This is a genomic window from Chromobacterium sp. ASV23, from assembly GCF_016428945.1.
Taxonomy (GTDB): domain Bacteria; phylum Pseudomonadota; class Gammaproteobacteria; order Burkholderiales; family Chromobacteriaceae; genus Chromobacterium; species Chromobacterium sinusclupearum.
Genome location: NZ_JAELTR010000001.1, coordinates 93457 through 117346, shown reverse-complemented (window position 1 = coordinate 117346; position 23890 = coordinate 93457). Strand labels below are relative to the sequence as shown.

Annotated in this window: 27 protein-coding genes; 17 read left to right on the top strand and 10 right to left on the bottom strand. The window is 62.9% G+C overall.

What is annotated here, in order from left to right; all coding sequences use genetic code 11:
- The first annotated feature begins 97 nt into the window (after window positions 1-97).
- Window positions 98-1894: a protein-disulfide reductase DsbD gene (locus tag JHD59_RS00570; RefSeq protein WP_368671498.1), complete on the top strand. Its 1797-nt coding sequence runs from the start codon at window positions 98-100 to the stop codon at window positions 1892-1894.
- Window positions 1895-1952: 58 nt separating this feature from the next.
- Window positions 1953-3044: an AI-2E family transporter gene (locus JHD59_RS00565; protein WP_199152741.1), complete on the top strand. Its 1092-nt coding sequence runs from the start codon at window positions 1953-1955 to the stop codon at window positions 3042-3044.
- Between the two features lie 115 nt (window positions 3045-3159).
- Here JHD59_RS00565 and JHD59_RS00560 read toward each other — a convergent pair whose 3' ends face one another.
- The 6 genes from JHD59_RS00560 to JHD59_RS00535 form a co-directional block, all read right to left on the bottom strand.
- Window positions 3160-3498 carry a 2Fe-2S iron-sulfur cluster-binding protein gene (locus tag JHD59_RS00560; RefSeq protein ID WP_199152740.1) on the bottom strand — a complete coding sequence of 113 codons (339 nt, stop codon included), beginning with the start codon at window positions 3496-3498 and terminating at the stop codon, window positions 3160-3162.
- Window positions 3495-4682, bottom strand: a complete 1188-nt coding sequence (glp, locus tag JHD59_RS00555; protein ID WP_199152739.1) for a gephyrin-like molybdotransferase Glp — start codon at window positions 4680-4682, stop codon at window positions 3495-3497. The genes JHD59_RS00560 and glp overlap by 4 nt, the downstream gene beginning before the upstream one ends.
- Before the next feature lie 130 nt (window positions 4683-4812).
- Window positions 4813-5778, bottom strand: coding sequence for an ABC transporter permease (locus tag JHD59_RS00550; protein ID WP_103320562.1), 966 nt, complete (start codon window positions 5776-5778; stop codon window positions 4813-4815).
- Window position 5779: 1 nt separating this feature from the next.
- Window positions 5780-6871, bottom strand: a complete 1092-nt coding sequence (locus JHD59_RS00545; protein ID WP_233163818.1) for an ABC transporter permease — start codon at window positions 6869-6871, stop codon at window positions 5780-5782.
- Window positions 6868-8397 (bottom strand): ABC transporter ATP-binding protein, encoded by a 1530-nt coding sequence (locus JHD59_RS00540; RefSeq protein ID WP_103320561.1) that lies wholly within the window; start codon window positions 8395-8397, stop codon window positions 6868-6870. The genes JHD59_RS00545 and JHD59_RS00540 overlap by 4 nt, the downstream gene beginning before the upstream one ends.
- Window positions 8398-8515: 118 nt before the next feature.
- On the bottom strand, window positions 8516-9520 hold the full coding sequence (locus JHD59_RS00535; protein ID WP_199152738.1) for a BMP family protein: 1005 nt from the start codon (window positions 9518-9520) through the stop codon (window positions 8516-8518).
- A gap of 465 nt (window positions 9521-9985) precedes the next feature.
- Here JHD59_RS00535 and JHD59_RS00530 point away from each other — a divergent pair, with 465 nt between their 5' ends.
- The 3 genes from JHD59_RS00530 (at window position 9986) to JHD59_RS00520 (ending at window position 12551) form a co-directional block, all read left to right on the top strand.
- The gene (locus tag JHD59_RS00530; protein WP_199152737.1) at window positions 9986-10735 is read left to right on the top strand and encodes a tRNA pseudouridine(65) synthase TruC; all 750 of its coding nucleotides are present in this window, start codon (window positions 9986-9988) and stop codon (window positions 10733-10735) included.
- Window positions 10736-10748: 13 nt separating this feature from the next.
- Window positions 10749-11597 carry a 23S rRNA (adenine(2030)-N(6))-methyltransferase RlmJ gene (locus JHD59_RS00525; RefSeq protein ID WP_199152736.1) on the top strand — a complete coding sequence of 283 codons (849 nt, stop codon included), beginning with the start codon at window positions 10749-10751 and terminating at the stop codon, window positions 11595-11597.
- Window positions 11598-11792: 195 nt separating this feature from the next.
- Complete coding sequence (locus JHD59_RS00520) at window positions 11793-12551, top strand: thymidine kinase (RefSeq protein ID WP_233163817.1); 759 nt, start codon at window positions 11793-11795, stop codon at window positions 12549-12551.
- A gap of 48 nt (window positions 12552-12599) precedes the next feature.
- On the opposite strand, the gene JHD59_RS00515 is transcribed toward JHD59_RS00520, so the two are convergent.
- Window positions 12600-12968 (bottom strand): VOC family protein, encoded by a 369-nt coding sequence (locus JHD59_RS00515; protein ID WP_071110557.1) that lies wholly within the window; start codon window positions 12966-12968, stop codon window positions 12600-12602.
- A gap of 204 nt (window positions 12969-13172) precedes the next feature.
- Between JHD59_RS00515 and JHD59_RS00510 the strand changes: the two genes are divergently transcribed.
- From JHD59_RS00510 to JHD59_RS00490, 5 genes are read left to right on the top strand one after another with little or no spacing between them, the layout of a single operon-like run.
- The gene (locus JHD59_RS00510) at window positions 13173-13604 is read left to right on the top strand and encodes a GNAT family N-acetyltransferase (protein ID WP_199152735.1); all 432 of its coding nucleotides are present in this window, start codon (window positions 13173-13175) and stop codon (window positions 13602-13604) included.
- Between the two features lie 41 nt (window positions 13605-13645).
- Window positions 13646-14182 (top strand): GNAT family N-acetyltransferase, encoded by a 537-nt coding sequence (locus JHD59_RS00505; protein WP_199152734.1) that lies wholly within the window; start codon window positions 13646-13648, stop codon window positions 14180-14182.
- Window positions 14183-14608 (top strand): GNAT family N-acetyltransferase, encoded by a 426-nt coding sequence (locus tag JHD59_RS00500; RefSeq protein ID WP_199152733.1) that lies wholly within the window; start codon window positions 14183-14185, stop codon window positions 14606-14608.
- Window positions 14601-15152, top strand: a complete 552-nt coding sequence (locus JHD59_RS00495; protein ID WP_199152732.1) for a GrpB family protein — start codon at window positions 14601-14603, stop codon at window positions 15150-15152. The genes JHD59_RS00500 and JHD59_RS00495 overlap by 8 nt, the downstream gene beginning before the upstream one ends.
- Before the next feature lie 29 nt (window positions 15153-15181).
- Window positions 15182-15826, top strand: a complete 645-nt coding sequence (locus JHD59_RS00490; protein ID WP_233163816.1) for a DJ-1/PfpI family protein — start codon at window positions 15182-15184, stop codon at window positions 15824-15826.
- A gap of 94 nt (window positions 15827-15920) precedes the next feature.
- Here the strand turns inward: JHD59_RS00490 and JHD59_RS00485 are convergent, their stop codons facing one another.
- Genes JHD59_RS00485 through JHD59_RS00475 form a run of 3 tightly spaced genes read right to left on the bottom strand, consistent with a single transcriptional unit; the run spans window position 15921 to window position 17632 of the window.
- Complete coding sequence (locus JHD59_RS00485; RefSeq protein WP_106076755.1) at window positions 15921-16613, bottom strand: YafY family protein; 693 nt, start codon at window positions 16611-16613, stop codon at window positions 15921-15923.
- A gap of 3 nt (window positions 16614-16616) precedes the next feature.
- Entirely contained in the window at window positions 16617-17408 is a 792-nt protein-coding gene (map, locus tag JHD59_RS00480; RefSeq protein ID WP_103320553.1) for a type I methionyl aminopeptidase, read from the bottom strand.
- Entirely contained in the window at window positions 17405-17632 is a 228-nt protein-coding gene (locus tag JHD59_RS00475) for a ParD-like family protein (protein WP_103320552.1), read from the bottom strand. Before JHD59_RS00475 ends, map begins: the two co-directional genes overlap by 4 nt.
- A gap of 303 nt (window positions 17633-17935) precedes the next feature.
- Between JHD59_RS00475 and JHD59_RS00470 the strand changes: the two genes are divergently transcribed.
- The 7 genes from JHD59_RS00470 (at window position 17936) to JHD59_RS00440 (ending at window position 23822) form a co-directional block, all read left to right on the top strand.
- On the top strand, window positions 17936-18862 hold the full coding sequence (locus JHD59_RS00470) for an MBL fold metallo-hydrolase (protein WP_199152731.1): 927 nt from the start codon (window positions 17936-17938) through the stop codon (window positions 18860-18862).
- Between the two features lie 32 nt (window positions 18863-18894).
- Complete coding sequence (locus tag JHD59_RS00465; protein WP_199152730.1) at window positions 18895-19191, top strand: hypothetical protein; 297 nt, start codon at window positions 18895-18897, stop codon at window positions 19189-19191.
- Complete coding sequence (locus tag JHD59_RS00460) at window positions 19179-20018, top strand: DUF692 domain-containing protein (RefSeq protein ID WP_199152729.1); 840 nt, start codon at window positions 19179-19181, stop codon at window positions 20016-20018. The genes JHD59_RS00465 and JHD59_RS00460 overlap by 13 nt, the downstream gene beginning before the upstream one ends.
- 16 nt (window positions 20019-20034) lie before the next feature.
- The gene (locus tag JHD59_RS00455) at window positions 20035-20748 is read left to right on the top strand and encodes a putative DNA-binding domain-containing protein (protein WP_199152728.1); all 714 of its coding nucleotides are present in this window, start codon (window positions 20035-20037) and stop codon (window positions 20746-20748) included.
- A gap of 2 nt (window positions 20749-20750) precedes the next feature.
- Window positions 20751-21335 carry a DoxX family protein gene (locus JHD59_RS00450; protein WP_199152727.1) on the top strand — a complete coding sequence of 195 codons (585 nt, stop codon included), beginning with the start codon at window positions 20751-20753 and terminating at the stop codon, window positions 21333-21335.
- 130 nt (window positions 21336-21465) lie between these two features.
- On the top strand, window positions 21466-22818 hold the full coding sequence (locus JHD59_RS00445; protein WP_199152726.1) for a cytochrome ubiquinol oxidase subunit I: 1353 nt from the start codon (window positions 21466-21468) through the stop codon (window positions 22816-22818).
- Window positions 22809-23822: a cytochrome d ubiquinol oxidase subunit II gene (locus JHD59_RS00440; protein WP_199152725.1), complete on the top strand. Its 1014-nt coding sequence runs from the start codon at window positions 22809-22811 to the stop codon at window positions 23820-23822. Before JHD59_RS00445 ends, JHD59_RS00440 begins: the two co-directional genes overlap by 10 nt.
- The last annotated feature ends 68 nt before the right edge of the window (window positions 23823-23890 follow it).

The following is a 23890-nucleotide window of genomic DNA, read 5'->3' as shown; positions in this document are numbered from 1 at the left end:
GACAATTTGATGCATATTGCATCACACTGAGACAAAACGGAACCGCCCCGCGCCCGCCGCGTCTTACTTTCATCGCAACCCCAACCAGAGTCTGCAAGTGCAAGCATACCTCAACTCCATTCACCGCCTGGCATGGCAATGGCTGATGGCGTTCGTCGCCTGCCTCAGCATTGCGCTGCCTGCCCATGCGGTCAACCAAGACGACCTGCTTCCGCCCGAGAAGGCTTTCGCCGCCGAGGTCAGCCGCAGCGGCGACAAGCTGCAACTGACGCTGGACGTGGCGCCCGGCTACTACCTGTACCGCGACCGCATCGCCATCAGCACCACGCCGGCCGACCTGACCGGCAAGCCGACGCTGCCGACCGGCCAGGAAAAGAACGATCCTTACTTCGGCAAGCAGGTGATTTACCACGGCAAACAGCAGATCGTCATCCCGCTGAACGCCGGCGCGCCGGCCGACTTCCAGCTGAATGTCCGGCTGCAGGGCTGCGCGGAGGCCGGCGTCTGTTACCCGCCGTACACGCACAAGCTGAAGATCGGCGCCGTCAGCGGCGAGGCCGGCGGCAAAGCGAATTCCTGGCTCGGAGGCGCCGCCACCGCGGGAAAATCGCCGGCCGGTAACAGCGAGTTGGCGGCCAAGGGTTGGCTGACCACACTGGGCACTTTCTTGCTGGCGGGTCTGGGCATGGCGTTCACCGCCTGCATGTACCCGCTGCTGCCCATCGTTTCATCGCTGATTGCCGGCCAGGGCGCAACCCTCACCCGCGGCCGCGGATTCCTGCTGTCCCTGTTGTATGTGCAAGGCCTGGCGCTCACCTACACCGCCGTCGGCGTGGTGGCCGGCCTGACCGGCTCGCTGCTGACCGTGTGGCTGCAGCAGCCCGCGGTGGTGCTGACTGCGAGCGTGCTGATGGTGGTGTTCGCGCTGTCCATGTTTGATTTGTTCACCATCCAGTTGCCCAGCGCCCTGCAATCCAAGCTGGCCGACACCTCCAACCAGCTGTCCGGCGGCAAGGCCGTCACGGTATTCCTGATGGGCGCGCTATCGGCCCTGCTGGTGGGGCCCTGCGTCGCGCCGCCGCTGGCGCTGGCGCTAGGCTATATCGGCAGCACCGGCGACGCCGTGCTGGGCGGCGCGGCGCTGTATGCCATGGCGCTGGGCCTGGGGCTGCCGTTGATCGTCATCGGCACCTTTGGCGGCCATGTGCTGCCGCGCGCCGGCAACTGGATGAAGGCGGTGAAATCAGCCTTTGGCGTGGTCATGCTGGGCCTCGCCATCTGGCTGGCCACCCCCTTCCTGCCGGCCGCGCTGGTGATGTTGCTGTGGGCGGCGCTGCTGATAGGTTCGGCGGTGTTCCTTGGCGCATTCGACAGCCTGGCGACAAACGCCAAGGCCAGCGCCCGCCTGGGCAAGGCCCTGGGCTTGCTGCTGTTCCTGCTGGGCGGCGCCCAGCTGGTGGGCCTGCTGTCCGGCGCGGACAATCCGCGCTATCCCTTGAAGTTCATCGCCGCCAGCAGCGCCGAGGGCACCGCCAGCCATGCCTTCCAGGCCATCGGCTCCGCCTCTGAGCTCGATGCCAAGCTGGCCGAGGCCAAGGCTGCGGGCAAGCCGCTGCTGCTGGACTTCTACGCCGACTGGTGCGTCGCATGCAAGGAGATGGAAGCCGAGGTCTTTCCGCAGCCGCAGGTGGCCGCCAAGATGGGGCAATTCGTGCTGCTGCGCGCCGACGTCACGGCCAATAGCGCCGAACACCAGACGCTGCTGAAGCGTTTCGGCCTGTTCGGGCCACCCGGCATCATTCTGTTCGGCGCCGATGGCAAGGAGGCGCAACGCATCGTCGGGTTCACTCCGGCCGAGACGTTTGCCAGCCAGCTGGCTCAGGTGGCACACTAGCGCGAATTCAAGGCCGGCATGCCGCCGGCCTGTCCCGTTCCACCTTGCGGATACCACCATGCTGCCCATTCCCGGCCGATCCAGCCTCAGCATCCTCAACGTTTTCCAGATCGCCATCCTGGCCATGCTGGTCCTTGCCTGCATCAGGATACTGCAACCCTTCCTCGGCGCCCTCACCTGGGCCGCCATCATCGCCATTTCCGCCTGGCCGCTGTACAGCAGGCTCAAGATCCGGCTACGCGGCCGGCACAAGCTGGCGGCGTTGCTGATCGTGCTGGGGCTGTCCTGCGCCCTGGCCATCCCCATCGGCCTGATGGCGCTGACGCTGGCGGACACCCTGCCGCACCTGGCCAATCTGACTCATGAACTCGGCGATTTCCGCCTGCCCAACGCTCCGGCCTGGCTGACCAGCCTGCCGGTGATAGGCGAAAGCCTGAACAAGATGTGGCAAAGCACCCAGGCCGACCTGCCGGGCTTTTTCGAAAAGATTCGCCCCGCAGTCAACGAAACCGTGCTGTTCCTGCTGTCCGGCGGCGCCAACCTCGGATTGAGCCTGCTGGAAATCGTGCTGGCCATCGTGGTGGCAGGCCTGCTGCTGATCAACGGCGACAAGCTGTGGGAGCTGGTGGAGCGCATCGTCTTGAAGCTGGGCGGAGAAACCGCCGGGGAGTTGCCGGAAGTGATCGCCCGCACCATACGCAGCGTCACCACCGGCGTGGTGGGCACCGCGCTGGCGCAAACCGTGCTGTGCGTGATTGGCCTATTGATTGCCGGCGTGCCGGGCTCGCTGGTGCTGGGCTTCCTGTGTTTCATCATCGCGGTGGCGCAACTGCCGACGTTGATCGTCTGGCTGCCAGCCGCGGCATGGGTGTTCTACACCGGCCACACCGCGCTGGGCACCTTCCTGGTGGTGTGGGGCTTCCTGCTGATCAACACCATAGACAACATCCTGAAGCCGCTGCTGATCAGCCAGGGCGCGCAGATGCCGCTGTCGGTGATCTTCCTCGGCGTCATCGGCGGACTGATCGCCTGGGGCGTGATCGGCCTGTTCATCGGCCCGACGCTGCTGGCTGTGGGCCTGACCATGCTGCGGCATTGGCTGGAGCGGGACGAAGTGGAGGAAATGGCCGGCGAAGGCGAACAAGGCTGACCTGCCGTAGGTCGGATGCCCCGCTAGCGGGCGATCCGACATCATTGCCCTCCCGCCAGACCTGCGCGCACGCAAGGCGGAACGCCCGACATAGCCAGGCTTACTCCCTACGGCATCAATAATCCGGGCAAGACACTGTCCAGTCCTGCCCTTCCTCCACCGCCAAATGGCACGCCAGCCGCCATGGAGTGGGCTCGTTCCACTCGTCCTGCGTCGCCAGCACGGCGTCTATCACCCCGGCGCGCAGCAGCACATTGCGCTCCTTACGGCTAGGGCGCTGCGGCGTGGCCATGCCGGCCACGCGCACCTTGCAGGTCCCGCAGGTGCCCTGGCCGCAGCGCCAGTGCAGCGGCACATCTGCCAGGCGGGCGACATCTAGCAGATTGTCTCCCGCCATCGCCTCGCTCTCATTCAGCAGCATGCCGCCTTCGCTGACGAAGCGGATGCGCGTCATGCCAGTTCCATGTACGGCAGCTCATCGCCGGGCTGGATGCGCTGACCCGGCTGCACCCAAGCCAGGCCGTCGGCCCAAGCGCAAGACATCAGCACGCCGGAACCCTGCTGCGGATACAGTTGCAGCTCCCAGCCGCTCGCGCCCGCCACCTTGCGCACGCGCAGGAACTCGCTGCGCTTGGAATCGGGCCGGTCCCAGACAAAAGCCGCCGGGAAACGCGGCGCGAACGGCGCGCTCTCTATCAATCCCATTCGCTGCAGCAGAAATGGCCGCAGCAAGGTCTGCAGCGTCACATAGCCGGACACCGGATTGCCCGGCAAACCGATGAAATCCGCATCGCCCACCTTGCCGAAAGCCAGCGGCTTGCCGGGCTTGATCGCCAGCCGCCACAGCGTCAGTTCGCCCTCGGCCTCCACCGCCGCCTTGACGTGGTCCTCTTCGCCCACCGACACCCCGCCGCAGGTGACGATGACGTCGGCCACCGCCGCCGCGTCGCGCAGCAATTGCCGCGTCGGCTCCAAAGCGTCGCCGACATGGCCCAGGTCTATCACCTCGCAACCCAGCTTGTGCAAGGCCGGGATCAGCCAAAAACGGTTGGAATTGTAGATCTGTCCGGCGGCCAGCGGCTGGCCCGGCTCCACCAGCTCGTCGCCGGTGAAGAATACCGCGACGCGCAGCTGCGGACGCACCGGCAGCCGAGCCAGCCCTATCGAGGCGGCCAGACCCAGATCGGCCGGCGTCAGCCTACGGCCCGGCGCCAGGATGGTTTGCCCGGCGGCGATATCCTCGCCGCGGCGGCGGATATTCTGCCCGGCCTGCGGCGCGGCGCTGAAGGCAACCTGGCCATCCTCGCCCACCACGGCCTGTTCCTGCATGATGACGGCGTCGGCGCCGTCCGGGATCGGCGCGCCGGTGAAGATGCGGGCGACGCTGCCGGCCGCCAGCGCCTGCGGCGCGCTGCCGGCGGGAATCCGCTGCGACACCGGCAAGGGGCCGCCGCTCTCGGCGCAGCGCACGGCGTAACCGTCCATCGCGCTGTTGTCATGCGGCGGCACATCGATAGCGGCGGTAACCGGCTGAGCCAGCACGCGGCCGGCAGCCTGCAGCAGGGAAAGATTCTGGTGGGTGTTCAACGGCCTGGCGCGCTCCAGCAGCCAGGTCAGCGCCTCTTGATAGCTCAGCATCGTGTTTCCTGTTCTGTCCGGCGGCGAACCCCTTCCCGCCGCTCGCAGTTGGCATCATAGCATGCGCCGAGATGCAAAAAGCCCGCCGGCACAGGCCGGCGGGCTTGGCAATGCAAACGCGATGGCGGGATCAGCGCGATTTGACGAAGGGCACCCCGATGGCCTTGGGCGCCACTGCGCGGCCGACGAAGCCAGCCAGCAGCAACACGGTCAGCACATACGGAATCACCGCGATGGCCTGCGACGGGATCTGCCCGATCACCGGCAGCGCCACGCCTTCCAGACGGATCTGGATCGCGTCGGCGAAGGCGAACAGCAGGCAGCCGATCACCGCCGGCACCGGACGCCACTTGCCGAAAATCAGCGCCGCCAGCGCCAGGAAGCCCTTGCCGGCGGTCATTTCCTTGATGAAGCTGCCAGTCTGGTACACCGACAGATAGGTGCCGGCCATGCCGCACAGCACGCCGCCCCAGAGCAAGGCGGTGTAGCGCACCTTGGCCACAGAGATGCCCGCGGTATCGGCGGCATGGGGGTTCTCGCCCACCGCGCGCAGACGCAGGCCGAAGCGAGTCTTGTACAGCACCCAGGCCACCAGCGGAATCACTATGAACACGGTGATGTAAACCAGGATGGAATGGCCGGACAGCAGCTTGCTGTAGACCAGGCCCAGCACCGGCACGTCGCGCAGGGCATCGGCGAACGGCAGCACAATCTCGTGAAAGCGGGCGTCCTCCGGCAGCTGCGGCGAGTTGCCGCCCTGCTGGAACCAGGCCAGGCCCAGCACCGGCGTGATGCCGGAGGCCACGGTGTTGATGGCCATGCCGGAGATCAGCTGGTTGCCGTTATAGGTGACGGAAACGAAGGCATGCACCATGGCCATCGACACCGCGGCCATGATGCCGGCCAGCAGGCCCAGCCACGGACTATGGGTGAGGTAGGCCGCGGCGGCGGAAGCGAAGGCCGCCACCAGCATCTTGCCTTCCAGGCTGATGTCCACCACACCGGAGCGCTCGGAGAACATGCCGGCCAGCGCGGCCAGCACCAGCGGCGTGGCCACGCGCACGGTGGAATCGAGAAGACTGAAGAACATTTCCATATTACTTGTCCTTGCGCTTGAACAGGCCGGCGATGAACGGCTCGAACAGGTTTTCCAGCGCGCCGCAGAACAGGATGATCAGGCCCTGGATGAACAGGATCATTTCGCGCGTGATCAGCGGCTTTTCAAACGACAGATCGGAACCACCCTGGGTCAGCGCGCCGAACAACAGAGCGGACAGCACGATGCCCACCGGGTGGTTGCGTCCCATCAGCGCCACGGCGATGCCGACGAAGCCGACGCCGTTGGTGAACAGCACGTTCATGCGGTGCGAGGAGCCCAACAGATCATTGACCGAAGCCAGGCCGGACAAAGCGCCGGACACGCACATGGCGATGATGATGACGGCGCTGACGCTGATGCCGGCGTAACGCGCGGCGTGGTCGTTGGTGCCGACCGTGCGCAGCGTGAAGCCCCAGCGGCTGTGCCATACGATCAGGTAGAACAGCACGCAGGCCAGCAAGGCGAACACGAAACTCAGGTTCAGCGGCGAGTTCGGCATGCCCGGAATCAGCAGATGCATCTGCGGAATCCAGCCGGTTTCCGAGAACATGCGGGTAGTCGGGTTTTGCGAGCCGGCTTCGATCAACTGGTGGCTGATCAGGTACAACATCAGCGAGTAGGCGATGAAGTTGAACATGATCGTGGTCACCACGATATGGCTGCCGCGCTTGGCCTGCAGGTAGGCCGGGATATAGGCCCAGGCCGCGCCGAAGCCCATCGCCGCCAATACCGCCAGCGGGATCAGCACATAGGACGGCAGCGTGTGGTCAAACCCCAGCATCACCAGCGTGACGCCGAGGCCGGCCAGATAGGCCTGGCCTTCGCCGCCGATATTGAACAGCCCGGCATGGAAGGCCGTGGCCACCGCCAGGCCGGCGAAGATATAGCTGGTGGTGTAGAACAGCGTGTAGCCTATGCCCTCGCCGTAGCCGAAAGCGCCGTTGACCAGCAGCTTCAGGCATTCCCACGGATTCTCGCCGATCATCCAGGTGACGAAGCCCGTCACCAGCAAGGCCGCCAGCAGGTTCAGCACCGGCAGCACGGTAAGCTGCGCCCAGCGCGGCAAAGTGGAAGGTTGTCCGAATTTCAATGTTTGTGCCCTCCCATCAGCAGGCCGAGGGAAATAGTGTCGGCGTCCTTGGCCGCCACTTCGCCGGTGATCTGGCCGCCGGCCATCACCAGGATGCGGTCTGCCAGCGCCAGGATTTCTTCCAGTTCCACCGACACCAGCAAGATGGCCTTGCCTTCGTCGCGCAGCTCAACCAGCCGCTTATGGATGAATTCGATCGCGCCGATATCGACACCGCGCGTCGGCTGGCCGATCAACAGCAAGTCAGGATTGGCGTGGATCTCGCGCGCCAACACCACCTTCTGCTGATTGCCGCCGGACAAGAGGCCCACCCGCAACAGCGGATTGCCCGGGCGGATATCGAACTGGGAGATGAAGTCGCGCGTGCGCTCCACCAGTTTCTTGCGCGAATACAGGAAACCGCTGCGCAGCGATTTGTCGTTCTGGTAGCCCAGAATGGCGTTTTCAAATGTGGAGAACGCCTTGACCAAGCCTTCGCGCGAACGGTCTTCCGGAATATGGCCGATGCCGCGCTCGCGGTAGACGGCTGCGCGCGGCTTGCGCTTGCACGGCAGCTTCAGCAGGTCCTCGCCCTTGTAGGCGATGCTGCCCGCGGTCGGCGCTTGCATGCCGGCCAGCACTTCCAGCAGTTCGGACTGGCCGTTGCCGGACACGCCGGCGATGCCGACGATCTCGCCGGCCTTGACCTGGAAGTTCAGGTTGTCCAGCAGCTTGACCTGGCGCTCGTCGGTCAGGCACAGGCCCTTGACGTCCAGCACCACGGCGCCGGGCGCGCGCTCGGCCTTGTCCACTTTCAGCGACACCTTGCGGCCCACCATCAGGTCGGCCAGCTTTTCCTTGTCCACATCGCAGGTGCGCACATTACCCACCACCGTGCCGGCGCGCATCACACTGACGTTGTCGGTGCTGTCCATCACTTCGCGCAGCTTGTGGGTGATCAGGATCACCGTCTTGCCCTGCGCTTTCAGCGAACGCAGGATGTGGAACAGATGGTCGGCCTCCTGCGGCGTCAGCACGGCAGTCGGCTCGTCCAGGATCAGTACGTCGGCGCCGCGATACAGCGCCTTGAGGATTTCCACCCGCTGCTGCAGACCAACGCCCAGTTCCCCAACCAGCGCGTCCGGATCCACTTCCAGCGAGTAGTTCTTGTTCAGTTCCTTCAAATGCTCGCGGGCCTGGTCCATCCCGCCCTTGAGCAAGCGGCCGCCTTCAGCGCCCAGCACGATGTTTTCCAGCACAGTGAAGGTATCCACCAGCATGAAGTGCTGATGCACCATGCCTATCCCCAGACGGATCGCTTCCTGGCTGTTACGGATGCGCACATCCTGGCCATTGACGCGGATGGAACCGCTGTCGGCCTGATAATAGCCGTACAGAATGCTCATCAACGTGGACTTGCCGGCGCCGTTCTCGCCGATGATGCCGTGAATGCTGCCCTTGGGCACGCTCATCGTCACATCACGGTTGGCCTGGACGGCGCCAAAGCTCTTGTTGATGCCTGTCAGCTCAATGGCAAACTCGGTCATGCTTTGTTTGTTCCCGATCTTCGTTTATATCCCCATCGCCGGCGCCAACAGCAAACAGCCGCGATGAACGAGTCACCGCGGCTGCGCCCCCGACCGGTCGGGGAGAGGGCTGCTCCGCTTATTGCACCGGGCAGCTATTGTTGGCGCGGTAATCCACTACCTTGATCTTGCCGCTGATGATTTCAGCCTTGGCCTCAGCGATCTTCTTTTCCATCTCAGGCGTGACTTGCGGGCGGTTGTACTTGTCCAGCGCCCAATCCACTGCCTGGTCCTTCAGGCCCAGCACCTTCACGCCGGACTTCCAGGAGCCATCCTTGGCTTCCTTGAAAGTGTTGTAGACGGCTACGTCCACTTTTTTCACCATCGAAGTCAGGACCGAGCCCGGGAACAGATAGTTCTGGTTGCTATCCACGCCGATGGAGTACTTGCCGGCGTTCTTGGCGGCCTGCAGCACGCCCATGCCGGTGCCGCCGGCGGCGACGAAGATCACGTCGGCGCCGCGGTCAAACTGGCTCTTGGCCAGCTCGGTGCCGCGAGCCGGATCGTTGAAGGCTTGCGGCGTGGTGCCGGTCATGTTCTGCAGCACGGTGACGTTCTTGTTGGCGTACTTGGCGCCCTGGGCATAGCCGCAACCGAAGGCGCGGATCATCGGGATGTCCATGCCGCCGATGTAACCCACCTTGCCGGTCTTGGACTTCAGCGCGGCGGCCATGCCCACCAGGAAGGAACCTTCCTGCTCCTTGAACACGATGCTCTGCACGTTCGGGCCCTTGGCCACGGCGTCGATCAGGGTGAACTTGACCTTGGGGAATTCCTTGGCCACGGTTTCCACGGCCTGGGCGAAGTTGAAGCCCACGGCGACGACGATGTCGGTATCGCGGCTGGCCATCTTGCGCAGCAGCTGTTCCTTCTGCGCGTCGGAAGAAATCTGACCGTCGCGGTAGTTGACCTTGAAGTCCTTCTTGAAACGCTCGGCGCCGTTGTAAGCGGCTTCGCTGAAGCTCTTGTCAAACTTGCCGGCCTGATCGTAGATCACGGCGGGGGTGAAGTCCTTGGCGCAAGCGGCGGCGGACAGAACCGCGGCAGCCACTGCGAAGCTGATTCGTTTCAGTTGGATGGTCATCTCTATAACTCTTGGCTTGAGTTGGTCAACGCGCGCATGGCCCCATGCAGGCGCGGCGAGTGCAACAGTGACTGGACTTGAATGGTGACAGCTGAAATTGCAGACGGCATGTAACCTGCCAACTACAACCTCAGCTGTGCCGAAGCGGCCTGAACCGCTCCTTGCGCAATGCAAAAACCGGCTGCAGACACCACTTTGTCGTTCTTCTGAGCGCGGCGAATTGTAATGACCGTTAACCGGGCTGTAAACATTTTCCTCTCGACTTTGAAATACCGTGTCGCAAACATTTCTCTACGTAAAGAATCCTGATTTGGCGCAAGCCGCGTCAAATCAGGATTTATTCCAAAGTCATGGCTTCTCATATTGATTTTTCATGCTCAAATTGATTCAACACAAAGCAATTCGTCTATATCCAAAGCACCGTGCAAGCCCTAAAATCGCCGCCTGGACAAAACCGTCATTTCCATGCTGCCAATACTGTATCGAGACGATCTGCTGATCGCCATCCACAAGCCGGCCAATCTGCTGGTGCATCGCACCGTGCTGGACCGCCACGAAACCCGCTTCGCCGTTCAACTGCTGCGCGACCAGATAGGCCAGCGCGTCTATCCGGTGCACCGGCTGGACAAGGGCACCTCCGGCGTCCTGCTGTTCGCGCTGGACAAGGACGCCGGCCGCGAGCTGTCGTGGCAGTTCGAGCGCCAGCAGGTGCAGAAGCGCTATCTCGCCGTGGTGCGCGGCCACCCCGACGCCGAAGGGCTGATCGACTACCCATTGAGCCGCCGGCCGGACGATCTGGAATGGATAGGCGAAAAGGTGGAAACCGCGCCGCAAGCGGCGCAAACCCGCTACCGCACGCTAGCCACAGTGGAACTGCCCATCATGGTGGAACGCTACCCCAGCAGCCGCTACGCCTTGCTGGAGCTGGAGCCGCTGACCGGCCGCCGCCATCAGCTGCGCCGCCATCTGAAGCATATCGCCCACCCCATCATCGGCGACTCCACCTACGGCAAAGGCCGCCACAACCGCATGTTCGCCGACGAGCTGGATTGCCGCCGCATGCTGCTGGCCTGCCTGGAAATGGAGCTGGCCCACCCCGTCAGCGGCGCGCCGCTGCGCATCGCCTGCCCGCTGGAGTCAGCCTTCTCCGCGCTGATCGAGCGCCTGGGCTGGAGCGCCGCCGCCCAGGCCGCCGGCATTGAATTAACCATCTGAAAGAACAAGACAAATGCTCAGCTACCGCCACGCCTTCCACGCCGGCAACCACGCCGACGTGCTCAAGCACCTGATCGAGATCGAACTGCTGAATTACCTGGGCCAGAAGGACAAGCCCTACTGGTATATCGACACCCACGCCGGCGCCGGCGCCTACTCTCTGACCGAGGGTTACGCCACCAAGAACGCCGAGTTCGAAACCGGCATCGCCCGCCTGTGGCAGCGCGACGACCTGCCCGAAGCCGTGCGCAACTACGTGGAAGTGGTCAAGCGGATGAACCCCGACGGCGAGCTGAAGTTCTACCCCGGCTCGCCTTGGTGCGCGGCCGACGTGATGCCGGAGAGCGACAAGCTGCGCCTGTTCGAGCTGCACCCCAGCGACGCCCAGATCCTGCAGGAGAACTTCGCCGGCAGCGGCCGCCGGGTGCAGATCCAGCAAGCCAACGGCTTTGACGGCATCAAGGCCGTCCTGCCGCCGCCGCCGCGCCGCGCGCTGGTGCTGATCGACCCGCCGTACGAAGACAAACGCGATTATCAAAATGTGGAAACCGCGCTCAAGGAAGGGCTGAAACGCTTCGCCACCGGCGTCTACGCCGTGTGGTATCCCTGCCTGCAGCGCGTGGAAATGAAGGAAATGCTGCCGGCGCTGAAAAAGCTGCCGGCCAAGAACTGGCTGCGCGCCGAATTGCATGTGCAAGCCCCGTCGGCCGACGGCTTCGGCATGCACGGCAGCGGCATGTTCATCCTCAACGCGCCGTGGACGCTGCCGCAAACCTTGAACGAAGTGCTGCCTTACCTGGTGCAACACCTGGGCCAGGACGCCAAGGCTAAATTTGTGCTGGAAACCGGCGGCGATCTATAAAAACCGCTAGCCAACCCCAAACGCGCCAAGGGCGCGTTTTTTCATGAGCAGAATCTTCAGTTAAAGTTTCTTTAAATGAAACAAAACTACATGACAAAAAGCTACGCATATGCATAATGCCGTTTGCATTGCAATGAAAATCCCTACCGCCCTATTCGCAAAATTACGTCAAATCGGTCGACTCATGACCTGGTCATGACACTATCTGCCAGCGCCAGCCCACTTCGCTTCTCTCACCCCTACGAATCGTTTCATCATTCGCCAGCCCCGCACTCCAATACCGCGCCCAATATCGGCATGAACACGCCCGCTCAGATCGCCAGCATCGTCTCGGACCTCACAAGCACGGCGCGTCATGGTATGCTGCGCGCCCCGGCACTCGCACTCCCGACCATCAGCATGGCCAAACTGTTTTTTCGATACGCCGCGATGAATAGCGGCAAAAGCACGCAGCTGCTGCAGATCGCCAACAACTACGAAACCATGGGCAAAGCGGTGACGCTGTACACTAGCGCCATCGATGACCGCTACGGCGTGGGCATGGTTACCTCGCGGCTGAATATCCAGCGCGAGGCCAACACCTTCGACGCCGGATTCGACTTCCTGGCGCAGGACTATGGCGACACGGCCTGCATCCTGGTGGACGAAGCGCAGTTCATGACGCCTGAGCAGGCGCAGCAACTGCACCGCTTGGCCCACACCCGCCACATTCCGGTGATCTGCTTTGGACTGCGCACCGACTTCCGCGGCCACCCTTTCCCCGGCTCCGCCTGGCTGTTGTCGCTGGCGGAAGACGTGGAAGAGATCAAGACCATCTGCCAATGCGGCCGCAAGGCGACGATGCACATCCGTATCGATGGCCAAGGCCATCGGGTAAAAGAAGGCCCGCAAGTGGAAATCGGCGATGAGGCGCGCTACCGCGCCGTATGCGGCCAATGCTTCCATCGCGATTGACCCGCCCGCGCGGCAGCCTCGCCTCGGGCCGGCCATGCCGGCCCGTTTTCACTCCGCCACGACGTAAGCCCGCAGCCGATGCCCATCCGGGTCCAAGGCCACAAAAGTGCGGCCGAAGTCCATATCGGTCATAGGCTGCAAAATGGGCAAACCCAAGGCTTGCCAACGCGCCAGCCCCGCATCCAGCGCGGCGACATCCTCGAACTGAACAATCAATTCCCCGCCGCCGCCCAAGACCTCGGCGCCCGGCTCCACCGTATGGCGCGACCACAAGCCCAAACGCATGCCGGATGCAAACTTGAACATCGCAAAGGTGGGCGACTCCTCAATCGGCTGCAGATCAAACAACTGCGAATAGAAACGGGCGCTGCGCGCCGGCTGGTCCACATACAGGATCACAAAATTGGGGTGTTGCATGGCGATTCTCCTTGGCTGAGCACCGGTCTCGTCCCGGCATGGCTTCATGCTAAGCCATGGCACTGTCAAATTTTGTCAGTAGTGCGTACAATTTAAATATGACAATATACTTTCACTTCTGACACTTTCCGCAGCTCACCAACCATGCCAAACCTATCTGTTGATTTCCTTCCGTCCAGCCCATGCGACTCACCGCCAACCCAATTGGCATCCGGAACAGCGCCAGATATCACCATCCGCCACGCAGATGAAAGCGACCAGGCCCACATCGCTGGCTTTGACGAAATGGGCGGCAACCGCCAACAAGAAATCGCCAGTGGCTGCTGCCTGGTGGCGGAACAACATGATCAAGTCGTGGCCTATGCCAGCTATCAGCCCGCCGGACTGCTGGGCCAGCCGCTGCTGACCTATCTTTGCGTCGCGCCCGCCATGCGCGGACAAGGCATAGCCAAGCAACTGGTGGAAACGATACAGGGGCAGGCCAGAGGGCGCATGCTGCTTTCCTCCACCGAAGACTGGTGCCTCGCCAGCCAGAAAATCTTCACGGGCTTGGGCTGGCGCAAGATCGGCGAGCTGGCCGGCGTCAACAAGGACGGTTCGACTGAATACTTCTACGCCGTCGATTTAAACCACTAGGGAGAATGGCGTGTCCGCACCAATCAACAGGAGAAACCATCATGTTATTTGCTGAAATGCCGGTTCTCGACCACTCACAAGCCATCCTCCGCCCGCTGCGTCAGGACGATATCGAACCCTGGTTCGACTATCTGACGCAGGAAGCTGTCTACCAGCACACCAGCTGGAATGTGCAGTCGCCTGCCGAGCTGGAGCACTACGCCAGGCAAACAGAGCATTTCACCGATAGCAGCGCCCTGCGGTTCGCCATCGCCGACCGTGACAGCGACCGCCTGCTCGGCACCGCCGGCTTCCATACCGTCACGCCCGTCAATGCCAGCGCGGAATTGGCGTATGATCTCTCCCCCGCCGCCTGGGGACGGGGCCTGGCCGCTGCAGCCTGCGCCAGTTTGCTGCGATGGGGACACCGCCACGTCGGCCTCGTCCGCATCCAGGCCACGGTATTGCCAGCCAACCAACGCTCCATCCAGGTGCTGGAGCGCAATGGCTTCGAGCGCGAAGGGCTGCTGCGCAGCTATCGCAAGGTGCGCGGCCTATCGCGCGACTTCTGGATGTACAGCCATATACAGGAGAAATAGATGATCCAACTGGCCGCGAAAGACCAGGAAATAGAACGCTGCTTCGCCGTGATGCGCCAGTTGCGGCCGCATCTGCAGGCGGAAGACTTTGTCGCTGTCGTGCGCGCGCAGATGGCGGAGGGCTACCAGCTGGCTTATCTGCTGAATGGCGATGCCGTAGCCTGTGTGGCGGGCTTCCGCATCCAGCGTACGCTGGTGGCCGGCAAAAGCCTGTACGTTGACGACCTGGCCACCGACGACGGCGCGCGCTCCCATGGCCACGGCGCGGCGATGATGGTCTGGCTGCGCCAGCTGGCCAAGGATCAGGGCTGCAGCGAAATCCATCTGGACTCCGGCGTGCAGCGCCACCGCGCCCATCGTTTCTATCTGAACCGCAGGATGGACATAGTGGCCTTCCACTTCTCGGAAAGCCTGCGACATGATTGAGATCGTGCCGCATCAACCCCGCTGGGCCGCGGAGTTCCAAACCATCGCCAGCCAACTTCGCGCCGCGCTGGGCGAGCTGGCGCTGCGCATCGACCATATCGGCTCCACTGCCGTGCCCGGCCTGGCGGCAAAAGACGTGATCGACGCGCAGATCACGGTGGCGGAATTGGACGAAAACATGGCCAACCGCCTGAGCGCAGCCGGCTTTGAGCGCAAGCCGTTCAACCGCGACCATCTGCCGCCAGGCAGCGACGACGCGCCGGAGCAATGGTCAAAATTCTTTTTCCGCGAACCCGCGGGCCAACGCCGCGCCCATATCCATGTGCGCCGCGCCGGCAGCGCCAACCAGCGCTACGCCCTGCTGTTCCGCGACTACCTGCGCGCGCAGCCGGCCATGGCGGCCGCCTATGGGGAACTGAAGCGCAGGCTGGCAAACAGCCTGGCGGACTGGGAAACCTATCCCGACGTCAAGGATCCCGCGGTGGACTTGATCTACCTGGCGGCGGAACAATGGGCAGAGCGAAGCGGCTGGCGGCAGGGCTAACACGGCTACTGACAGAAACTGACCGCGCCATGGATTACATTCCGGACACCCGCAAGGCCAGCACAGCCCCGGGCCATCCAAAACTTGACAAGGACAATTCTGTGACGCGCGCCATCACCATCCTCACCGAGCACTTTTCCGACTGGGAAACAGCCCTGATCAACTCCTCGCTGCGCTTTTATTATGGCTGCGAGGTGCGCTTTGCCACACCCGGCGGCACGCCCGTCACCTCCTCCGGCGGGCTGATGGTAACCCCGCATCTGGCCATTGAGTCCATTCAACTCGATGAGCTAGACCTGCTCATCGTATGCGGCGGCACCATCTGGCAAACCGATCAAGCGCCGGACCTGACTGCCTTGCTTGCCGCCGCCCATGCCCAAAACATTGTGGTTGCCGGCATTTGCGACGGCACCCGCGTGCTTGCGCAAGCCGGCGTGTTGGACAAGGTCCGCCACACTTCGAACTCCGCGGACAACTTGTCTGCGCTTGCGTACGCGGGCGCCGCTTACTATCAGGATGTGCCTTACGCAGTTGCCGACCAAGGCGTGGTCACGGCTCCCGGCACCGCGCCGGTGAGTTTCATGGCTGAAATTCTCAATACGCTGGGCTTCGGCGGCGCCGACCTGGATGCCTACCTGGCCATGCACGCCGCCGAGCATCGCAAGCCGGCTTAAAAGCCGCCAACCGCCCCCTGATCCTAGGTTGCGCCTCCTTGTCGCGCGCCTTGGCTCAGGGTCTCTGCGTGGGCCGCGCTAGGTTGACATGTCGTCAAACCGCATCGGCGGCTATTCCCAAGCGCTGCCGCCATTCTCTTAACAAGGCCTGGCGGCGGCGCGGGTAGCGTTCATTCAGGCTTTCGCACTGTTGAATCCGGTCGCAGCGGAAATGGCGGAAGTCCTGCCGCAGCTCGCACCATGCCGCCAGCACCTGCACTTTTTCAAAGAAGCCGACGGCGAATGGCCACACGATCCGTTGGCTATCGTCTCCCTTGATGTCGCGATAACACAAAGCCAGCTTGCGCTGCTGGCGAATGGCGTCGCGCAACGCGGCCATGTCCACGGCCATCAGCGGCCCCTCCACCGGCACGACCAGCAAGGTCTCATCCTCCAGCCGCCGCCGCAGATCGTCCGGCAGCACCGCCGCCACCTTGGCCAGCGCATTGCCGGCGGCGTTGGCCAGACGCGGATCGCCCCGCTTTTCCACCCAGCGCATGCCCAGCACCAGCGCCTCGATCTCTTCCTCGGCAAACATCAGCGGCGGCAGCAGGAAGCCCGGCCGCAACTGGTAGCCCATGCCCGGCTCGCCGGCGATATCCGCACCCTGCAGCTGCAGGCTGGCGATATCGCGATAGACGGTACGCACGCTGACGCCGAGCTGGTCGGCCAGCGCCTGCGCGGTTACCGGCAGGCGATAGCGCCGCAGCAGCTGCAGCAAGTCCAACAGTCGTTCGGAACGCGCCATGGCTCAGCTTATCGCAGGGTAACCGTTGGTTCCGTCCGGCCATGGCGTCAACACCTCATAGCCATGATCGGTAACCGCCACCATATGCTCCCACTGGGCGGACCACGAGCCATCCTGCGTCACCACCGTCCAGCCGTCGCCCAGCTGGCGAGTGGACGCCTGGCCGGCGTTGATCATCGGCTCGATGGTGAACACCATGCCTGGCTTCAGTTTCATGCCGATGCCCGGACGGCCGTAATGCAGCACCTCCGGTTCCTCGTGATACACCTTGCCGATGCCGTGGCCGCAATATTCGCGCACCACGCTGAAGCCGGCGCCCTCGGTCAGGGTCTGGATGGCGTGTCCGATGTCGCCGAGCGAAGCGCCCGGGCGCACCGCGCGGATGCCGGCGCGCATCGCGTCATAGCAGGTCTCCACCAGACGCTTCGCTTCCGGACTGGGCGTGCCGACATAGAACATCCGGCTGCTGTCGCCATGCCAGCCGTTCTTGATCACCGCCACGTCGATATTGATGATGTCGCCGTCGCGCAAAATCTGCTTGGGCGATGGAATGCCATGGCACACCACCTGGTTGACCGAGGCGCAGATGGTCTTGGGATAGCCGTAGTAGCCCACATTGGCCGGTTTGGCGCGCTGCACCTTAACGATGTGCTCATGGCAACGCGCATCCAGCTCCTCAGTGCTGACGCCGGGCTTCACATGCTCGCCTATCATGGCCAACAGCTCCGCCACCAGCTTGCCCGCCTCGCGCGCCTTGGCCACCTCGGCTGGGGACTTGATCACCACACGGCTCATCGCGCCACCTCCTCGCCCTGCCGCGGCAGGTCCAGCCCGGCGCCGCCTTGGCTGGCGCGCAGCAACAGCTGGCAGATCTCGCTGTAGCGCAAATCCGGATGCAGCTCCGCCAGCATGCCGATGCGCAGCCAGTGCTCGGCCTGGGAATTGATGGAGCGGCTCAGCGCCTCGCTGGCGGTACGCAGATTGTCATGCATCTGCTCGGAAATTTTGACGATGCCCATGGCTCGCCTCCAGTAAGCAAACAATATATGAAACGTATATTAATAATCGCATGACGCCCTGACAAGCGCGGATACCGATGGGCTATGGGTCAAAATATTAGAAATACTACTTATTTATATTAAATATATAAATTATATCAATACATGATCAATGATAAGCTTTGACCATCATCAAGGCGCAATCGTCAGCATCATCGGCAAAAGTGCAGCAAATTCAGCTTAAATCAAGGAAAAATGTACTTTGAAGCGTACTTGCTACCTCACGCCCCATTCTGACGCCGCGCCCAGCCAAGGAGTACGAAAATGAAAATCCGCATGCTCGTTGCGTCGCTCAGCCTGGCCTGCGCGGCCGCCGCGGCGGCCGCCAGCCCAACCCAATGTGAAAACAAGCGTTACACGCTACAGCTGTTGGGGTCTGGCGGCCCCATTTCCGACGATGACAGAGCCTCATCCGCCTCGCTGATCTGGTGGAAGAACAAGCCGGTGGCGCTGATCGATGCCGGCGGCGGAGCCTACCTCCGCTTTGGCCAATCCGGCGCCCGGCTTGAGGATGTCAGCTTCATCGGCCTGACCCATTTCCACACCGACCATGTCACCGACCTGCCGGCCTTGCTGAAGGGCAGCTATTTTTTCCGCGCGCCGCACCAGATTGATATCGCGGGCCCAACCGGCGGCGCGGGCTTCCCCAGTCTGAGCGGTTTCATGCATGCCCAGTTCAATGCCAAAAACGGCGCCTACGCCTACCTGTCCGGAATCTATTCCGGCAACGGAGACATTCCGCTGAAAGTGAAACTCGCCGATGTGGATTACCACAAGGCAATGCCCACCAAGGTATACGACAAAGACGGCATCACCATCAGCGCGCTTGGCATTCCTCACGGCAAGGTGCCGGCGCTCGCGTATCGCATCGATACGCCCGACGGCCGCATCGTGATCTCCGCCGATCAGAACGGCAGCAATCCCAACTTCCTCGAATTCGCCAAAAACGCTGACATCCTGGTGATGCCGCTGGCCATCGATGAACAGGCCGATCCGGCCTCGGCTTTCCTGCACGCCAAACCGTCCGCCATCGGCCGCATCGCCGCAGCGGTAAAACCCAAACAGCTGGTGCTGAACCACTTCATGGGCAAGAGCCTGCGGGTGAAGGATCAATCCATCCGGATCATTCGGAAACTCTACTCCGGCCCGATATACGCCAGCCGCGACCTGTCGTGCTTCCCAGTGCGCTGACTTCCAAAAACCTGAATTCCGTGAGGCCCAATATGAAAAACCAGATCATTCTTTCCATTACCATGACATCGCTGATCGGCCTGAACGCCGAGCCTGTGCTGGCCGAGCCTTCTCAGCCCGCAAAAACGGTGCAAAGCGAAAGCGGCAACGGCGGCAAATGCGCCAGCGGCAAATGCGGCACGGTGAAAATGTACGAGAAGGCCGACATCCAGCACGACCCGCAAGACCAGCTGGTACGCGCCCGCGATGGCAAATGCGGCAAGACCGGACAAGGCATACAACCTGTTCCGCCCCGCTGCAAGATGGTGGAGGGGGTATGCGGTCAATAAGCCCCACAGCCATCGGCGTCGGGCTGCGCGCAGAGCACGCGCAATGGCTGGCCGATCAAGATCCGCAGCCTGGCATCGACTTTCTGGAACTGACGGTGGAAAACTGGCTGGACGTCGGCGGCCGCAAACGCGAGCAGCTTGAGCGGCTATCGGGGAAGTACCCGCTGGTCGCCCATGGCCTCAGCCTGTCGATAGGCGACACGCTGCCGCTGGATACGGACTTCCTGGCGCGGGTGAAGCGCTTTCTCGATCGTTACCGGATAGACATCTACAGCGACCACCTGAGCTACTCCCGCGACCGGCAGGGCTATTTGTACGATCTGCTGCCCATACCGCGCTGCGAGGACATGGCGGACCGCATCGCGGCCAAGATCAAACAGGCGCAGGACATTCTGCAGCGGCCGCTGGTGCTGGAAAACATCAGCTACTACCACTGCCATGCCGGGCAAATGGACGAGGCCGGCTTCATCCAACGCGTCCTCGAGCAAAGCGGCTGCCAGATGCTGCTGGACATCAATAATGTCTACGTCAACGCCGCCAATCATGGCTACGACCCGCAAGGCTTTATCGCCAGCCTGCCGTCGCCGGCCATCCGCTACTTCCATATCGCCGGCCACTGGCGCAGCAACGATGGCGTGCTGATCGATACCCACGGCGCAGCGGTATGCGGCGAGGTGCTTGAACTGGCGCGACAGACCGTAGCCCTGCACGGCCCGCGGCCACTGGTGCTGGAACGGGACAACCACATTCCCGGCTGGCCTGAGCTGCGAGACGAAGCGATCGGGCTGCGCAAACGGATAGGCCAGCCGGCGCCCCAGGCCGCCTGAGCAGAAAGGATATGTCATGAACGCCCATTCAACGCTGGAGGCGGGCCGGCGCTTCAACCGACTGCTGCGCGCTCCCCAAACCGATGCCGGCGAGCTCACGCCGGCCATCAAGCTGTACCGGGATTTCCTGCGCAGCAATATCGAGGAGGTGGTGAAGCACGTATTTCCGCTGTACGTCAGCCAAGTCGACTCCTCCACCCTGCGCCGGCAGGTAGATGGCTTTCTGGCTCACCACTCGGCCAGCGCGCCGGAATTCCACCACATCGCCACCGAGTTTCTGGTTTTCATGCAACCCACTGCGCCCGCCGCGCTGCGGCAGTGCCTGGAGTACGAGTGGGTGCTGCTGAAAACGGAGATCGACCCAGCCGTGGTCGAGCCGCCAAGCGGGGAGCCGCTCGACGATGCCGTCCTGTCGCTCAATCCCACGCTGACCTGCATCGAGCTGGATCTGAAGGCGGCGGGCCTGTCAGGCGCATTCGCCATTTTCCGCGACGCCCGCCACCAGGTGCGCCAAAAACCTTTGAACCGTTTCGACCGCCATGTGCTAGCCGGGCTGGAGACGCCGCGCGGCTACGCGTCGCTGAAAGCCGCCTGCGCGATGGCGGACGCGGCGCCGCTGCGCCAATGGCTGCTTGACACCATCGCGACCGGACTGGTCCAGACACGCCAGCCGAGCATGGCATCCATGAACGGAAGCCCGCGCCGCCCGGCCACGACACAAGGAGTATGAAAATGATTGCCAAAATAATGAACGGATTCGACCGGGCGGTTGCCGCCTGCCAACGATATGACTTCATCGCCCTGCTGGGCATCCGCCTCTACCTGCTGCCGGTGATCTATGTCGGCGCCCATTCGAAGGTTGTCGGGTTCAGCGCGGCGGTCGCCTGGTTCGGCGCGCCGGCCAGCGAGGGCGGCCTTGGCCTGCCGTTTCCGGTGGCGTTTGCCTTCCTGGCGGCGGCTACCGAGGTATTGGGGCTGCTGTGCATCGCGCTAGGCTTGTTCACCCGCGTCATGGCCATCCCGATGATGGTACTGATGAGCGCCGCCAGTGCCATGGTGCACTTGCCGCGCGGCTGGCTGGCCATCGCCGACAAAAGCATGGAATCCAGCCAGCGCTTGGCCGGATTTCTGTCCTGGCTGGCCGAGAACTTCCCAGGCCGATACAACTACATCACCGAACTGGGCGACCCGGTGATCCTGAATAACGGCATCGAGTTCGCCGCCACCTACTTCATCATGCTGCTGGTGCTGTTCTTCTACGGCGGCGGGCGCTACATCAGCGCCGACTACTGGCTGCGCAGGCGCTTCGCCAAGTAAGCGCCCCGGCGCCTCCAACCATAAATCGCAACACGATGGCCGGAACCGCTCACCGCGGCGGGTCCGGCCATTTTTGCGTCCGCGCGCATGGGACTTCACCTCATGACGCCGACGCGCCCCGGGAGAACCCATGAACGGATTCGATGCGCTGACACTGGCGCGCCTGCAATTCGGCGCCAATATCAGCTTCCATATTCTCTTTCCCAGCATCAATGTCGCGCTGGGCTGGCTGCTGCTGTTCTTCAAGCTGCGCTATACCCAAACCGGCCGTCAGGGCTGGATGGACGCCTACGCCTTCTGGATCAAGGTATTCGCGCTGTCGTTCGCGCTGGGCGTGGTGAGCGGCGCCACCATGAGCTTCCAGTTTGGCACCAACTGGCCTGGTTTCATGCGCGTGGTCGGCAATGTCGCCGGACCCTTGCTGTCCTACGAGATCCTCACCGCCTTCTTTCTGGAAGCCACGTTTCTCGGTGTGATGCTGTTCGGACGCTCGCGGCTGTCCGAACGAGCCCATACCCTAGCCACCCTGTTGGTGGCGTTCGGCAATACGCTGTCCACGTTCTGGATTCTGACGCTGAACTCCTGGATGCAGACGCCGGCGGGTTTCAAGATGGTCAATGGCCATGCCGTGGTGACCAGCTGGTTCGATGTGATCTTCAACCCCTCTGCGCCATACCGCTTCGCGCACATGCTCATCGCGTCCGGCCTCACCGCAGCGTTCCTGCTGGCTGGCCTGTCGGCCTATCGCCGGCTGAACGGCGACGCCAGCGAAGGCAACCGGCTGGCGCTGAAAACCGGCGTCTACGCCGCCGCCCTGCTGATTCCGCTGCAGTTTGTGGCGGGAGACTTGCACGGCCTGAAAACCCGCGAAGTGCAACCGGCCAAACTGGCGGCGATGGAGGGCGTCTGGCGCACCGAGCGATCCGCCCCGCTGCTGGTCTTCGCCCTGCCTAACGAAGACACGCACAGCAACGACCATGCGCTGGGCATTCCCGGCCTGGCCAGCTTGATCCTCACCCACGAGACCACAGGCGAAATCAAGGGGATTAACGAGTTTGCCCGGCATCCGCCGGTGGCAAAAGTGTTCTGGAGCTTCCGCGCCATGGTGGGCGTCGGCGCACTGATGCTGCTCACGTCCTGGCTGGCCGCCTGGCAGTTGAGAAAGCGCGGCACGCTGTCGAGTGTAACGCTTCGCATATTGACTCTGATGACCTTCTCCGGCTGGATCGCCACCCTGGCCGGCTGGTATGTCTCCGAAATCGGCCGCCAACCCTGGCTGGTCAATGGGGTGCTCACCACAGCAGAAGCCGCCGGCGGCGCCACGCCGGCCATGCTGACATCCAGCCTGACCATGTATCTGGCGCTGTATGCCGCGCTGGTGGCTGCCTACGTGGCAGCCTTGTTTCACATGGCCAAGAAGGCGGCCTGTCCGGCAGGCTCGCCGCGGCTCCAAGAAAAACAGGAGAAGTTCGCATGCCGCTAGATTACTGGCTTCCCATCACCTTCGCCGGCCTGCTGGCCCTGGTGATGATCATTTACGTCATCCTGGACGGCTACGACCTGGGCATAGGCTTGCTCCTGCCCAGCGTGGAGCGCGCCGACAAAAACCGCATGATCGCCACCATCGGCCCCTTCTGGGATGCCAACGAAACGTGGCTTGTACTGGGCATCGGCCTGCTGCTATCGGCCTTCCCCGCGGCGAACTCATTGGTGTCTTACGAGCTGTATCAGCCGCTGGCCCTGATGCTGGGCGGGCTGATCGTTCGCGGCGTCGCCTTCGACTTCCGGGCCAAGGCGCCCGATGGACATAAAGCCTGGTGGGATGCCGCCTTCTTCGCCGGCTCCTTGATGGCATCAGCCATGCAGGGCCTGATGCTGGGCCGCTACTTGACCGGCTTCGCCAACGGCTGGGCCGCCTGGGCCTTTGCCTGGCTCTGCGCCGCCGGCTTATGCGCCGGATACGCCCTGCTGGGCGCCTGCTGGCTGATACTGAAAACAAGCGGCCCATTGCAGGCGCGCGCCTACGGCTGGGCCAGACGCGCGCTGCTGGCAACCAGTCTGGCGGCCGCGCTGGTATCGATTGCCACCCCGTTAACCAGCCCGTCCATCGCCGCCAAATGGTTTGTCCTGCCGCATTTCCTGCTGCTGATTCCGCTGCCGCTGGCGGCCAGCCTGTTATCCGCCCTGCTGTGGTGGCTGCTGCCGAAACTGGCCAAGCGCCAAGCACGCGACGACGACCGCTATTGCTGGACGCCGTTTGCGTTATGCGTAGCCATCGTGCTGCTAGCGTCCTGGGGCTTGGCCTACAGCATCTTCCCCGACATCGTGATTGAACATCTATCGATCTGGCAGGCCGCGAGCGATGCCGAAACGCTATGGGCGATACTGGTGGTCGCCATCGTCGTGCTGCCGGCGATAGCCGCCTACACCGCCTTCGTCTACCGCATCTTCCATGGCAAGGCGACGGACGAACTGAGCTACCATTAGCCCAAACCCAGTCACCCAACATGCGGACTGTGGCCTGAACCCCACAGCCGCATGCCTGATTTTCCAGG